At 43.8% G+C, this 13,520-nt stretch carries 13 protein-coding genes; all 13 read right to left on the reverse strand.

Features of this window, described 5'->3' with window-relative positions:
• Positions 1 to 6: 6 nt before the first annotated feature.
• Positions 7 to 1,758, reverse strand: coding sequence for an NADH-dependent [FeFe] hydrogenase, group A6 (locus A3KS_RS0102175; RefSeq protein WP_026393504.1), 1,752 nt, complete (start codon positions 1,756 to 1,758; stop codon positions 7 to 9).
• Between the two features lie 19 nt (positions 1,759 to 1,777).
• The gene (gene nuoF / locus A3KS_RS0102180) at positions 1,778 to 3,577 is read right to left on the reverse strand and encodes an NADH-quinone oxidoreductase subunit NuoF (protein ID WP_026393505.1); all 1,800 of its coding nucleotides are present in this window, start codon (positions 3,575 to 3,577) and stop codon (positions 1,778 to 1,780) included.
• Positions 3,578 to 3,596: 19 nt separating this feature from the next.
• Positions 3,597 to 3,995 (reverse strand): (2Fe-2S) ferredoxin domain-containing protein, encoded by a 399-nt coding sequence (locus A3KS_RS0102185; RefSeq protein ID WP_026393506.1) that lies wholly within the window; start codon positions 3,993 to 3,995, stop codon positions 3,597 to 3,599.
• A complete protein-coding gene (locus A3KS_RS0102190) occupies positions 3,995 to 4,552 on the reverse strand; it encodes an ATP-binding protein (RefSeq protein WP_026393507.1) in 558 nt (185 codons plus the stop codon). Before A3KS_RS0102190 ends, A3KS_RS0102185 begins: the two co-directional genes overlap by 1 nt.
• Positions 4,553 to 4,561: 9 nt before the next feature.
• Positions 4,562 to 5,032, reverse strand: a complete 471-nt coding sequence (locus A3KS_RS0102195; protein ID WP_051355600.1) for an NADH-quinone oxidoreductase subunit NuoE family protein — start codon at positions 5,030 to 5,032, stop codon at positions 4,562 to 4,564.
• Between the two features lie 388 nt (positions 5,033 to 5,420).
• Entirely contained in the window at positions 5,421 to 6,086 is a 666-nt protein-coding gene (locus tag A3KS_RS0102200; RefSeq protein ID WP_242834720.1) for a histidinol-phosphatase, read from the reverse strand.
• A gap of 64 nt (positions 6,087 to 6,150) precedes the next feature.
• On the reverse strand, positions 6,151 to 6,483 hold the full coding sequence (locus A3KS_RS0102205; RefSeq protein ID WP_026393510.1) for an AraC family transcriptional regulator: 333 nt from the start codon (positions 6,481 to 6,483) through the stop codon (positions 6,151 to 6,153).
• Positions 6,484 to 6,514: 31 nt separating this feature from the next.
• Positions 6,515 to 7,858, reverse strand: a complete 1,344-nt coding sequence (locus A3KS_RS0102210; protein WP_026393511.1) for a [Fe-Fe] hydrogenase large subunit C-terminal domain-containing protein — start codon at positions 7,856 to 7,858, stop codon at positions 6,515 to 6,517.
• Positions 7,859 to 7,876: 18 nt separating this feature from the next.
• Positions 7,877 to 8,293 carry an ATP-binding protein gene (locus tag A3KS_RS0102215; RefSeq protein ID WP_026393512.1) on the reverse strand — a complete coding sequence of 139 codons (417 nt, stop codon included), beginning with the start codon at positions 8,291 to 8,293 and terminating at the stop codon, positions 7,877 to 7,879.
• Positions 8,290 to 8,640: a hypothetical protein gene (locus A3KS_RS0102220; RefSeq protein ID WP_026393513.1), complete on the reverse strand. Its 351-nt coding sequence runs from the start codon at positions 8,638 to 8,640 to the stop codon at positions 8,290 to 8,292. The genes A3KS_RS0102215 and A3KS_RS0102220 overlap by 4 nt, the downstream gene beginning before the upstream one ends.
• A 99-nt stretch (positions 8,641 to 8,739) precedes the next feature.
• A complete protein-coding gene (locus A3KS_RS0102225; protein WP_026393514.1) occupies positions 8,740 to 11,049 on the reverse strand; it encodes an ATP-binding protein in 2,310 nt (769 codons plus the stop codon).
• The gene (locus A3KS_RS0102230; protein WP_026393515.1) at positions 11,046 to 12,164 is read right to left on the reverse strand and encodes a metallophosphoesterase family protein; all 1,119 of its coding nucleotides are present in this window, start codon (positions 12,162 to 12,164) and stop codon (positions 11,046 to 11,048) included. Before A3KS_RS0102230 ends, A3KS_RS0102225 begins: the two co-directional genes overlap by 4 nt.
• Positions 12,165 to 12,248: 84 nt before the next feature.
• The gene (locus A3KS_RS0102235; RefSeq protein ID WP_026393516.1) at positions 12,249 to 13,418 is read right to left on the reverse strand and encodes a class I SAM-dependent methyltransferase; all 1,170 of its coding nucleotides are present in this window, start codon (positions 13,416 to 13,418) and stop codon (positions 12,249 to 12,251) included.
• Positions 13,419 to 13,520 lie beyond the last annotated feature (102 nt).

Here is a 13,520-nt window from a genome sequence, read left to right on the forward strand (position 1 = left end):
TTCTGATTAAACCAATTTTGGTTTTACTGAGTAAGATGTGTGTAATAAGTGATGGGCTTTGTGACCGTTTGGTTCTTCCAGGTATTCTTCGTAAAGACGGATTACGGAAGGATTCTGGTGAGATTTACGGTAGGTTAAAACATTGGCATCTTCATCATAAAGGGCTTTGGCTCTTTCAACGCGGATATCCACATCCATTTTATCTTTAGCCGATACGATTGGTTGTCCACCACCGTTGACACAGCCGCCTGGGCAAGCCATCAGTTCGATGAAGTGGGTATCAGCCAGTTCGCCAGCTTTTAATTGTTCCATGACTTCGCGGATATTAGCTCCACCATGAGCAACCATCAGATTTACTTTTAAATCTGGCGTTACATCAACGCTGGCTTTTTTGATGCCGTCAACGCCACGAACAACTTGATATTCAATTTCTTGAATGTCTTTTTTGTTTAATACGTCAGCAACGGTTCTAACGGCTGCTTCCATAACACCACCGGTAGCTCCGAAGATAACGGCGGCACCTGTAGATTCACCATAGTAATCGTCAAAGTCTTCGTCTGGCAATTTATTAAACAGGATCCGGGCTTCTTTGATCATTCGCGCTAATTCACGGGTAGTGATGGAAATATCAACATCGGCGTTGCCGTCGGTACATAATTCTTCTCGTTGTACTTCGTATTTTTTAGCGGTACAAGGCATGATTGAAACAACAACCATATCTTTAGGATCGATGCCATTAGCTTGAGCATAGTGGCTCTTTAATAAAGCACCAGTAATGTTTTGTGGTGATTTACAGCTGGACAGATGAGGAATTGCTTCTGGATAGTAGGTTTCGATAAATTTAATCCAACCTGGTGAACAGGAAGTAATCATTGGCAGAACGCCACCATTGGTCACACGGCCAATCAGTTCGGTTCCTTCTTCCATGATACAGACATCAGCACCGAAATCGGTATCGAATACTTTATCAAATCCCAGTCTGCGCAATGCAGCAGCCATTTTTCCGGTTACTGATGTTCCCATTGGGTAACCGAATTCTTCACCTAAACCGGCACGAACAGCGGGAGCTGTTTGCACGATAACGGTTTTTGAAGGATCCGCGATGGCATCCCAGACCCGTTGAATGTCTGATTTTTCTTTTAAAGCGCCAACTGGACAGTTGATGATACATTGACCACAGTTAATACAGCCAACTTCTGCCAGTGATTTGTTAAATACTGGTTGAACCTGTGAGGTAAAGCCACGGCCAACGCTGCCAAGTACGGCAACGCTTTGAACGTTGGTACAAACGGATACACAACGCTTGCAAAGGATACATTTCGTTTCGTCTCTTACTACTGATGTAGATAAATCATCAACTAATGTTCCTGATTTATCGCCTTCGAAGGGAATTTCAGAAACGCCCAGGTCAGTTGCCAGCGATTGTAATTCGCAGTTTTCGCTACGAACACAGGTAGTACATTCGCGATTATGGTTAGAAAGGATTAATTCAAGATTTACACGTCTTGCTTTTCTGACTGCTGGAGAGTTTGTCAGTACTTCGATGCCATTGGCAACTGGGTAAACACAAGCTGCTTGTAAAGCTCTTGCTCCAGCGATTTCAACTAAACACATCCGACAAGCACCAATCTCGTTAACATCTTTCAGGTAACAGAGAGTGGGGATATCGATATTGCTTTGGCGAGCCGCTTCTAAAATGGTTGTTCCTTCGGGAACAGTCATTTCCTGACCGTTTATTTTAAATGTTACTTCTTTCATTGTTTTAATGACCTCCTAATCAACCCTTGGAAATGGAGCCAAATGGACAGGCTTCAATACAGGCACCACATTTAATACATTTTGCTGTATCAATGGTGTATGGTTTCTTCTTTTCACCGGTGATTGCATCGGCTGGACATTTTTTAGCACAGATTCCGCAACCCTTACAGGTATCTGGATCGATTGTGAAGTCTAACAGATGTTTACATACGCCAGCGGGACATTTTTTATCATTGATATGTGCTTCATATTCATCACGGAAGTAGCGAATAGTTGACAGAACAGGGTTAGGAGCAGTTTGTCCCAAGCCGCAAAGTGCTGAAGCTTTGATCCCTACAGCCAGTTCTTCTAAGCGTTCGATATCGCCTTCGATCCCTTTACCGTCGCAGATCCGTTCCAGAATTTCTAACATTCTCTTGGTACCGATACGGCAAGGAGGACACTTACCACAGGATTCGTCCTGAGTAAAGTCAAGGAAGAAACGGGCAACGTCAACCATACAGTTGTCTTCGTCCATTACGATCAGTCCACCAGAACCCATCATGGAGCCGATGGCAATCAGGTTATCATAATCAATTTTTGTATCTAATAAAGAAGCAGGGATACATCCGCCTGATGGTCCACCGGTTTGAGCCGCTTTGAAGGCTTTACCGTTAGGAATACCACCACCGATTTCAAATACGATTTCTCTCAGGGTTGTGCCCATTGGGATTTCTAATAGACCGGTGTTGTTGATTTTTCCACCAAGTGCGAATACTTTTGTTCCTTTAGATTTTTCGGTTCCTACTGATGCAAACCATTCTGCGCCTTTTAAGATAATAGCAGGAATATTTGCATAGGTTTCAACGTTATTTAAGACGGTTGGTTTTCCAAACAAACCTTTGTTAGCTGGGAATGGTGGACGTGGACGCGGTTCACCACGTTTACCTTCGATCGAGTTCATCAGTGCGGTTTCTTCACCACATACGAAAGCGCCGGCGCCTAAGCGAATTTCAAGGTCAAAAGCGAAATCGGTATCAAAGATGTTTTCGCCTAATAAACCATATTCTTTGGCCTGGTCAATCGCAATTTGGAGACGATTAACAGCGATTGGGTACTCAGCTCGGACATATACATAACCTTTAGCTGCGCCAACTGCAAAGCCTGCAATTGCCATCGCTTCGATTAATGCATGGGGATCTCCTTCTAATACAGATCGATCCATGAATGCACCGGGGTCACCCTCATCGGCGTTACATGCGACGTATTTTACGCCATCTTCTGATACAGCGTCATGGGCAAACTGCCATTTAAGACCGGTTGGGAATCCTCCGCCCCCACGACCACGAAGACCGGAAGCTTTAACTTCATTAATAACGTCAACTGGTGTCATGGTTAACAGTACTTTTTCAAGTGCCATGTAACCGTCAAAGCCAATGTATTCATCAATGTTTTCTGGGTCAATAACGCCACAATTTGCTAAAGCAATACGTTTTTGTTTCTTAAAGAATCCTAATTCGTTGATTGACAGTGGATGATGACCATCACCTTTTTCGGTGTAGATCAGGCGATCCAAGGGACGACCTTTGACAAGGTGTTCTTCAACCATTTCTGGGATATCTGCTGCTTCAACACGGCTGTAGAAGGTACCTTCTGGGTAAACAATTACAACGGGTCCCAGTTCACACAAACCAAAACAACCAGTTGCAACAACTTCAACTTCATCAAGGATATCGTGTTTTACTAATTCTTTTTTTAATTCTTTTACCAATATCATGGATCCTGAGGACGTACATCCTGTACCACCACAAATCAGTATCTGCGAACGTTTATATGCCATCTGCTCTTCTCCTCCTCAATTAACCCTTAACCGTTGGATCAATGACTTTACCATCAACCACAGTCATGGTATATTCATCGACCACTTTGCCTTGAGCCAAGTGTTCATCTACAACTCGTGCAACCTTTTCAGCGTTCATGTGCACATAGGTTACTTTTTCATTGTTGGCATCGTAAACTTCTACAATTGGTTCCAATCGACATGATCCGATACATCCGGTTTGCGCAACAGTAACGTCGACTAAACCTTTGGCATCCACTTCTTCCATCAATTTAACCATTACTGGTCGGGCGCCGGCAGCGATGCCACAGGTTGCCATTCCAACTACAACGCGGTAACCGTTTTTGCCGTGTCGTAAATTGATTTCGTTTAATTTTTTATCACGAATCGCTTTTAGTTCTGCTAAGGACTTTGCCATTATTTTTCCTCCATAATTTCTTGAATTTCTTTTAGACCCTCTGAAACAAACTCTCGAATCCAATTAAGAATTTCCGGTTCGTTTAAAGATTCAACTTCCAGGGTCTCTTTAATTTCTCGTGTATTAAAAACAAATAATTGGTTATTGCAGTTGTGTTCATAGCTAAGATCTGCCGCTCCAAAAGACATTACCATGGTGAGAATCGTATCTGCCATATTCCCCAGGGGAGCACGGTCGATATGATCTCGCATGAAGGTTCCAACCACCTTTGTGCCAACACCTGGAGTTGAGCTTATCTCGAAATATCCGCCGCATGCTTCCGCTGCTGCTTTGAATAGGGATAAACCCAGACCAACCCTACGGGTTGTTCGGGTCGTCACAAATGGATCGGTGATATTTTGAAGCCGGTCGGCCGGTATTCCGCACCCGTCATCTTCGATGATAATGGTGAGTTCATTGTTTGCCACGGATTCAATAATCACTAATTTAACAAGCTTTGCCTGTGCTCTGATGGAATTCTGGGTAATATCCAATATATGAAGGGACAATTCTTTCATAACTGATAACTAGAATTTTTCTAGGATTCCTGGAATTTCATCTACGGTCAAACGTCCAAATACTTCTTCGTTAATCATCATTACTGGAGCTAAACCACATGCGCCAACACATCGTGTTGCATCAACTGACCATTTTCCATCTTCAGTTGTATCGCCAACAGCTGTTCCCAGAATGCCATTAACCTTGTCAATAATTGGTTGGGCGCCTCTAACATAACAAGCAGTTCCCAAACAGATTCCAATTTTGTATTTACCTTTTGGTGTAAGAGTAAATTGTGAATAAAATGTTGCCACACCGTAGACTTCAGTTAAGGGAATTCCTAACTCATCTGCGATGGTTCCTTGTAGTTCAAGGGGTAAATAGCCGTACTTTTCTTGTGTTTCCTGCAGAATCTGCATTAAACAACCTGGTACTTCTCTGTGCTCAGCGACTATTGCCTTTACTACGTCCAAATTTTCAACTGGTATTAATTCAGCCAATTTTCAAACCTCCTAATTAAATCGTGCAAACCTTTACGCTTGTGATTGCATATTTTCTAACGAAGTCATTATAACACATAACGAAATATTTCGTTATATTTATAACAGATAAATTTTTTACCCTTTTCGCCCCAATTTTTAATGAAAACCTTTAACTTTATCGATTTTTGAAGCAAAAATTCTACTCATTTGTTTTTTTAGTAAAAAAAGTGTAATAATTTTGCACAAAAAAACAGGTACTTCGAAAAATACCTGTAAAGTTCACGGCCAGCTACCGTACCGACCAATTGTTAATCTGTTGTTCGCTGCGGAATCGGACAGGTTTATCAACCTGTCCGCTCCGATGCGTACAACATGATGTAACAATTGTCGGTACTACTTATTGAATTTAACCCAAATAACCGATCAGCGTTTGTCGTTGCATATCCGGGAGTTCCAGAAAGTATTCCCGTTCAGCCATATCTTCTAATTGATGCGCGTCAGAGCCATGGATAAACTGATAGTCTTTGAAGAAGCGGAAGTTCTTCAGAACATTGTCGAATGTTTCTTTTTTTGAAACTTCACAGGTTTTTATATCCAAATCCAGGGGAATAAAACCCAGCGACGCCAGGATGCTGTAGGACTTTCGGTCGATATGAGCCGGCACCAGAATCCCGCCGAGATCGGTGACAATTTCCCAGAGTTTTTCGACACTGATATCCGTGGCCGAAATCAGAAGCTTGTCGACTTCGCCGATGATCTGATCGTTTTCGTCCATGATATACTGCGGTCCAAATAATGCTTTTTCATTCATCACATCGGGCAAATGCTGATAAATGATCGCGTCCAATTTCAGGGCGGCTTCCAGGGTTGGCAAATAGGCTAGAATGTGGGCTTCTTCCCTGGTCGTGACTTCGATTCCGGGCAGAATGCAAATCCCTTTTTCCGTTTCTTTGGCCAGTTCTTTGGCCACCGCCATAACGGCAGGTAAATTCCTGGCGCTGTTATGATCGGTTACCGCAATAAAATCCAGTTCTTTAATGAGGGCCATATTCACAATGTTATTGGGGGTCATCTCTTCTTCTCCGCAGGGGGATAAGACCGAGTGGATGTGTAAATCTATGGCTACCTTATCCATTTTAGATGCCGGCATTTCCTAAAATTTTACAGACTTCGTAGGCGTTAAGACCGGTGGTAAGAATTGGGATATCCTCAATGATGGCGCGCTCCAGGGTACTTTCTTCCACTTCAGCACCTTCAGGAATAATAACGCAGGTCATTTCCAGCAAGGTGGCCACGGCAATGATATTGACATGGGTCTGGATCGTCACCCAGGCGCAGCCATTGCCGGCATTGGCCATAACCCAGCTCAACAAGTCACCGACATAGCCACTTTTAATGACCCCTTCAATTCCTACCTGAGGATTGAGACACTTGAATTCTTTGTTTTCTAATAATCCACTAACCTTCATTCATATTCTCCTTTATGATTTTTTTCATAAACTAATCTTTTTTAATCAGGGGCTTTTCGGTGGGGTGTTCCACTTGTAAGAGTTCATTGGTTAAGACTGAGAGATCTCTGACCCGGTCTTTTAAGACGAAAACGCAATCGATTTCTTTGGCTTTTCCGGCGACAATGTCTTCGGCCAGGGCCCGGCAGCCGGGGGCTCCGCAGGAACCACAGTCCAAACCAGGCAGTTTGCTTTCCAGCACTTCGATTTGTTTCATTTTTTCAATCGCCCGGTTGATGTCCTGATCCAGCGGTTCGGGACTTCTGGGCAGAATCCGTTCTTTGATATGCATCATCCCGGAATTATATATATTTTTGACGTACTCGTCTGACATATGCACAATCGATGTCTGTTTCATTTTTTTGGCCCGATCCTGGATATACATTTTAGCCACATAATTATTTTCCACGGTCAGACAGCCGCCAACGCAACCGCCAATACAGGCCAGACCTTCAAAAAATTCGATGGTATCCAGTTTACCGCATTCAATTTCTTCGAGGACATTGATGACGTTTTGGATGCCATCCACATGAAGGACATTTTTATTTTTAAGATAATCACTTTCACCACCGGACAAGGCCCAGGTGCAGGATTCGGGGGTGGTATTATGAATCCCTTCCTGGATCGGACAACTGCCGATCAGACTGGCGAGATCGCTGTAAATATCTTTAATGGCAATGGCGCCATCGATCTGATCGTATTTATCGTATTCGCTGGCGGCCGGATTATTAACCATGGTGGCCTTTGCCGCGCAGGGAGTGATGAAAAAAACACCGACATCACTGTTTTTATAGTTCCCCTCTTCTCTGATCCGTTTTCTGATCAGTCTGGCCGTCATCGCCATCGGTGATTTTAAGCGACAGACATTGCCGGTCAGCTCGGGAAAGCGTACCTGAATCAGCTTGACCACGGCCGGACAGGCTGATGAAATCAGCGGCCGTGGATAGCGTTTGGCATGGTATTCATACTTCAGCGCCTGACCAACGATTTCAGCTCCATAGGCCACTTCCACCACCTCATCAAAGCCCAGAGCCTTAACTGCCGAAAGAATCTGATCGATGGAATACTTGGGCTTAAACTGACCGATGATCGCCGGTGCTACCATGGCCACGGTGTATTCATAGTCGTCTTTCTTTGACAGCGGATCTGTTTTTGCCAGCTTGGCGTGATGGGGACAGATCCGAATACACTCGCCGCAGTCAATGCATTTGGACTCGTTGATAATCGCTTTGCCGCCCCGTACCCGGATGGCTCCGGTGGGACAGCTTCTGAGACAGGTGGTACAGCCCAGACATTTTTCCTCATCAAGGTATACAGAATGAAGTAATTTTTCCATATGTCACCTTCTTCCTGTTTATACTAAAAATTTCATGACAATTTTTGTACCTTCTCCAATTTTTGAAGAAATCTGAAAATTGTCAGCATTGTTTTTCATATTCGGCAGGCCCATTCCCGCCCCGAAACCCATTTGCCGGACTTCATCCCCGGCCGTTGACCAACCGGCCGTCATCGCCAGATCGATATTCGCGATCCCCGGACCGGTATCTTCAATGGTCAGAACCAATTCTTCTTCGCCCACTTCCAGAATGATTTTTCCGCCCGCTGAATGGATTGCCAAATTCATTTCACCTTCGTAACCGGCAATCGACACCTTCCTTATCACCTTATTGGAAATCCCCAACTGCTGGAGGGTCCGTTTGATTTTTCGTGAGGCTTCGCCGGCGGTATCAAAGTCTCCCCGTTCCACATCAAAGACGAGTTCGTAACTCATCTAAGGTGGGCTCCTTTAAGACCATTTTTATAGAGAATGCCACAGCATTCAAAAAGAATATATTTGGTGGACATAACCAGAAGATTGCGTTCTTTGGCCATCTCGATCATTTCCTGACTGGGCATTTTATCTCTGACAAAGATGATACTGTTCATATTTGCCATATCGGCGGTATTCAGCACCTGCTTGTTGACCAGACCGGTGAGAAGAATGGCATCTTCCCGGGCAAAGCACAGAACATCACTCATCAGATCACAGCCAAACCCGGACTGAACTTCTTCATCCAGGTGGCTCTCTCCGGATAATACAACAGCATCGAGAAGGTCTCTTACCAGACTTAATTTCATCGAAGGTTCTCCTTTTTTAGTTATTGCTATTATTGTAAAGGATTTCTGCCAACTAAAGCAAGGTGTTTAGGCGAAATTTTATATTTCTTTGGATAATTCTTACAGAATTATTTTATGATAGGGGGCACCCAATGATTTTAACAGCTTTTCTTCATCATCGTCACAGGTAAAAAGGATCACCTGACGTTTGCTGCTGAGTTCTGAAAGCAGTTTAAGAGCCTGGGTTTTTCGCTGTTTATCGTACCTCACAAAGGGTTCGTCCAGAATAAAGGGCATCTCATGACTGATCAGTTCGCCGATTCCATAGCGGAAGGCAAAATGAACCTGATCCATGGTGCCGGCACTTAATTGTTCGGCCTCCTTAAAATCTCCGCCGTTCGGATCGACCACCTTAAGTTTCATGGTTTCATCAATTTTCACCCCTTTATAATGCTGGGTGATGGTTTCCAGGATGTCACCGATATTTTTGTTCAGCTCTGGTGCCGACTCCAGATGACTGTCTTTCTGAATCGTCTCCAAGGCTTCCAGGGCGGCGTTACAGGCTTTGATTTCGGTATCAAAGGCCTGGATTTGGGCATCCAGCGATTTAATGGTCTCCTGGATTTCCACCGGCAGGCCAATGCCATCGGTCAGGGCACTGTTTTCCCCTTCCAGCCGGGCTATTTCTTTGCCCAGACTTAACAACTCTTCCGATTTTGGTGAGGCTTTCTGCCAAACCGACTGTCCGTCATCGGTTTTACCGCCGTTGACGGTTTCCAGCAGATTCTCCAGCAGTTGCAGATTTCCGTTAAACCGGATTTTCAGTTCTTCCAGCTGCTGCGCTTTTTCGCAGCGTTCAGCATATTCGGCAATGTTCTTAACCTCGTATTGGGCCAGTTTTCGCTCAAGATCGCGCATGATTCCCCGACGCTGTTCAAAGAGCACCTCATAACCGGCCTGATGACGGGAATGCTGAATAATCAGCAATTCACCTTCATTTTGCATCTGTTCCAGTTCTTTCTGGTTTCGGACTACTTTTTTATAGTAACTGTCAAAACCGGGTCCATCTTTTAACTGGTATTTAGCCAGTATTTCTTCCTGGATCGGGATTAATTGTTTTTCCTTCAAGATTCTCCGTTTTTTAAGCGTTTCCGAGATGCCAAAGCTTAACCCGACGACCCCAACAATTGCCAGGGTCACGCCAACGGTTAATGACAGGTTTTCAATCCCCTGACTGGTACCCAGCAAGCCCATATTGGCTAATCCCACCAGCCCCATTCCCAGTAGCGCGACCAGCGCCGAAATGATGTTGATGATAACATTTGTTTTTTTATCGACTGCGGCGACTTCATCTTGTTCTTTTTTGAAAAGCTCGTAGTCTTCAGTAATCGCTTCGAGGGTGTGCCCTGCCAGGGAACTGCGTTTGGCTGCTTCTTTCTGGCGGATGGTTTTTAAATGATCCGAGGCATCAGCCATTTCCTTCTCAATATAGTCCATCTGATCGCTGAGCCGGTCGGCTTGATTTGAGATTGCCTTTAAACCCTCCAGATTCTTGTAGTTGTAGTCTTCATAGATCTGGTCTTCTCTGATTATTTTTGACAAGCGATTGTTTTCTTTTTCCAGTTTGTTGATTTTTTCATAGGACTGCAGCAGTTCTTTTTTTCGTTTGACCACTGATTCCTGGCTCAAATAATCATTTTCGGTTTCGATGCGTTTCATCATCTTCTGATTGTGGGTAATCTTTTCCTGATTTTCAGCCACCTTAGCATAGGCTGCCTCGGCTTCTTTTAATAATTGCTGAAGTTCGTCCCGTTCTCTGATAGCCGCACCGATTCTTGACTTACTTTGCCCGGACCGGCCGATGTTGCTCTTTTTTTCTTCCAGCCGTCTGGCAATTCCTTTAAAATTAATCTCAATGCCGCTGGAATTCTGCATCTCGATATAAGAATCCCGGATTTCGTCCTGACTGCCAGACTCATTATCATGGACCATCTGGCGCATATTAACGGTGTTATTATAAATGACTGAGGTCATTCCCAGATTTCCCAATGGTAAATGCTGACGGATCACCCCGTCGTATTTAAATTGGTCGTTGATTATTTTTCCGGTGGTATTATCGTAAATAAACAACGAGTCTTTGGCTCTTAAAAAATTACGTTCCAGTCGGATTTCCCGGCCATCCACCTCATAAACCAGGGAACCGCTATAGTCAAATTGACCCCAGGGCATATATTTTTCGTATTCTTCGCTGTAGGTTTTCTTTTTTCGGTAGGGCTTGTAAAAACCGAAAAACATCCCCTGGATAAAGGTTTGAACGGTTGTTTTCCCGGCTTCGTTTGTTCCATAAACCAGATTGAGTCCGGGTTTCAACTCAAGCGTCTGATCTTTGAATTTTCCAAAGGCTTTGATTGTCAGAGTTTTAATTCTCATTTTAAAACCCCCTCGCTGATCATCGCTTCGATGCTGTAGATGATCGCTTTTTTCCGGACTTCGGGTTCTGCTATTTTCCCCAGTTCGCTGAGAATCTGACCGATGGGGTTATTTTTATTTTCTCTGATCAGTAATTCCAGATCGATATCCGGTTCCAGTTTGGAGGTATCTGTTTCAATATAATAAAAGGATTCCTCCAGATCGTCGTTGATCCAATCCATTTGAATTTCCGGATTGATATAGCCGGTAAAACGGATGCGATAGTAATTCTGCTGACGGTTGGCTTCGGTGTCGCAGCTGATTGCTTTCTTGATGATTTCCTGATAGGAATCTTCCGGAGCAATCTGAATTTCGATGGTCTCATATTTTCTTGATTCAATGGGATTAAAACCACTGCTGGTGATATAGGTCTGGTTTTCATAATCGGTTTCGACCTGTGAAATTAAAAAACCCCGTTCGCCGGTTTCGCCAAAATTAAGGGGCACTGGCGATCCGCAATAAGCGACCCCCCCGGGGGTCAGACCCGGTTTATGAATGTGTCCCAGGGCAATAAAATCGAACCCCTTCTTTTCGATCAATCTTAAATCAATGGGGAGATAAAGGCTTTGATTGGTTACTTCACCATGCACCATTAAGATGTTATAGCGGGTGTCATTGAGTTTGATGCTATTAAATGAGCGTTCGGGAAAAGCCCGATACTCGTTTTTCACCCAGGACATGCCATAGATTTCGGTGTTGAGTTCTTTTATATAAACGGATCGGAATACATCTTCTTTAAAGATGTAGACATTACTGGACCACTCAACTTTTTTATAGGGTGAGCTGTCGCCATGATAATCGTGGTTTCCGGTGATAATAACCACCCAGGTTTTATCCAGGCTGGCCAATCCTTCGGCGGCTCTTTTTATATCCATGGTCAATACATTGACACTATCAAATAAATCTCCGGCAATGAGCAAAAGTGGAACCGCTTCTTCCTTGACGTATGCAATCATCTCGTCAAAGGCTTTCCATAGTTCTTTTCTTTTATTCTTACCGTAGTAGTTTCCTTGCTGTTGAAAGGTAAAGGGGCGACCTAAATGAAAATCACCTGTATGAACAAAGGTTGTCAGCATCCTCTTTGCCTCCTGATCTATAAATTTTACTTATTTGTCTTCTAACTGATTTTTCATTATAACATCTTTTGGCAAATGTTACATTTAAATTTTATTAGAATTGATGAGTTTATCTGTTTCAAGAAGCTGAAAGAGGGTAGGCTTTAAGGAAAATGCCTGGATGGCGTTTTCTACTTCGGCGTGCGCCTGGGCCTTTCTTTTTTCTGTTAATTGGGTCTTTTTGGCCCGGATCAGGATGTTTTTGGGGGTGTGGGCCAGATCGACGAATTCCAGCAGTTGGACCTTGTAACCGCAGGCTTCGAGGAGACTGCCGCGGATGGCGTCGGTGATCAGAGCGGCGGTTCGTTCTTTGATGATGCCGTATTTTGTCAACAGGCTCAGTTCTGCTGTTTCCAGCTGGGCGTTTAGCTCATGCTGACAGCAGGGCACTGAAAAAATTAACCTGGCATCCCATTTGATGGCATTGTAGAGGGCATAATCGGTGGCGGTATCGCAGGCGTGAAGGGTGATGATCATATCCACCGGAAAACTGCTTTCATAGGCATCGATATTTCCCAATTTGAAGGACAGATTATCATAGCCGTATTTTTCGGCACTGGCATTACAGCGGTCGATGACATCGCTTTTTAAATCCAGGCCCACCATGTTCACCCTGATGTTTTTTATTTCGGTGAGGTAGTAATACAAGATGAAGGTCAGATAAGATTTGCCGCAGCCAAAGTCAATCACATTGAGCTCGGTGCCGGGGGCAAGACTTTTTATTTCGTCGTCGATGATTTCGACAAAGCGGTTGATCTGGCGGAATTTATCGGTCATCGTCTTCACGACCTTACCTTCTTTAGTAAAGATCCCCATATCCACCAACGGTGCGATGACGACGCCTTCCTTAAGGATATAGTTTTTTTGGCGGTTGTGGGTATTGGCTTTGGCGGGGGCTTCTTTGACGGCTTTTCTGGTCATCGATGGCTTCCCTTTTTTACTGATCTGTATGATATATTCAAACTGGTCGTCCCAGGCATTGTATTGCTGAAAATCATATTCCAGGGCTTGGTTCAGAAATTCGATTAGCTGCCCGGTTACCAGGTTTTCATTAAATACCTGGGTGGCGGTAAATTTTTCCAGATGATAGGTTTCATTAATTTGACTGATGACTATCTTGTGATAGTCCTTTGTTTTTGTTCTTGGTTTGCTAAGGATGATTTTGTATACTTTTTGATTAAAACAGGCTTCAACGGTTGTTATTAAATCGTTCATTTAGTCACCTCGTGGTTTTTTATATGAATATGGTAACATTCATTGGGATAAAATAAAAGGATTAGGTTTTTTGATCGGATATCCGTTTATTTTGTTTGTTTC

The organism is Acetobacterium malicum subsp. dehalogenans DSM 11527 (assembly GCF_000472665.1).
Taxonomy (GTDB): Bacteria; Bacillota; Clostridia; order Eubacteriales; family Eubacteriaceae; genus Acetobacterium; species Acetobacterium malicum.

Coding starts and splice junctions, on each gene's coding strand:
- A3KS_RS0102230 (WP_026393515.1), bottom strand. CDS start 12,164: ATGCTGACAACCTTTGTTCATACAGGTGATTTTCATTTAGGTCGCCCC.
- A3KS_RS0102235 (WP_026393516.1), bottom strand. CDS start 13,418: ATGAACGATTTAATAACAACCGTTGAAGCCTGTTTTAATCAAAAAGTA.
- A3KS_RS0102210 (WP_026393511.1), bottom strand. CDS start 7,858: ATGGAAAAATTACTTCATTCTGTATACCTTGATGAGGAAAAATGTCTG.
- A3KS_RS0102175 (WP_026393504.1), bottom strand. CDS start 1,758: ATGAAAGAAGTAACATTTAAAATAAACGGTCAGGAAATGACTGTTCCC.
- A3KS_RS0102190 (WP_026393507.1), bottom strand. CDS start 4,552: ATGAAAGAATTGTCCCTTCATATATTGGATATTACCCAGAATTCCATC.
- A3KS_RS0102205 (WP_026393510.1), bottom strand. CDS start 6,483: ATGAAGGTTAGTGGATTATTAGAAAACAAAGAATTCAAGTGTCTCAAT.
- nuoF (WP_026393505.1), bottom strand. CDS start 3,577: ATGGCATATAAACGTTCGCAGATACTGATTTGTGGTGGTACAGGATGT.
- A3KS_RS0102220 (WP_026393513.1), bottom strand. CDS start 8,640: ATGAAATTAAGTCTGGTAAGAGACCTTCTCGATGCTGTTGTATTATCC.
- A3KS_RS0102185 (WP_026393506.1), bottom strand. CDS start 3,995: ATGGCAAAGTCCTTAGCAGAACTAAAAGCGATTCGTGATAAAAAATTA.
- A3KS_RS0102225 (WP_026393514.1), bottom strand. CDS start 11,049: ATGAGAATTAAAACTCTGACAATCAAAGCCTTTGGAAAATTCAAAGAT.
- A3KS_RS0102215 (WP_026393512.1), bottom strand. CDS start 8,293: ATGAGTTACGAACTCGTCTTTGATGTGGAACGGGGAGACTTTGATACC.
- A3KS_RS0102200 (WP_242834720.1), bottom strand. CDS start 6,086: ATGACCCCCAATAACATTGTGAATATGGCCCTCATTAAAGAACTGGAT.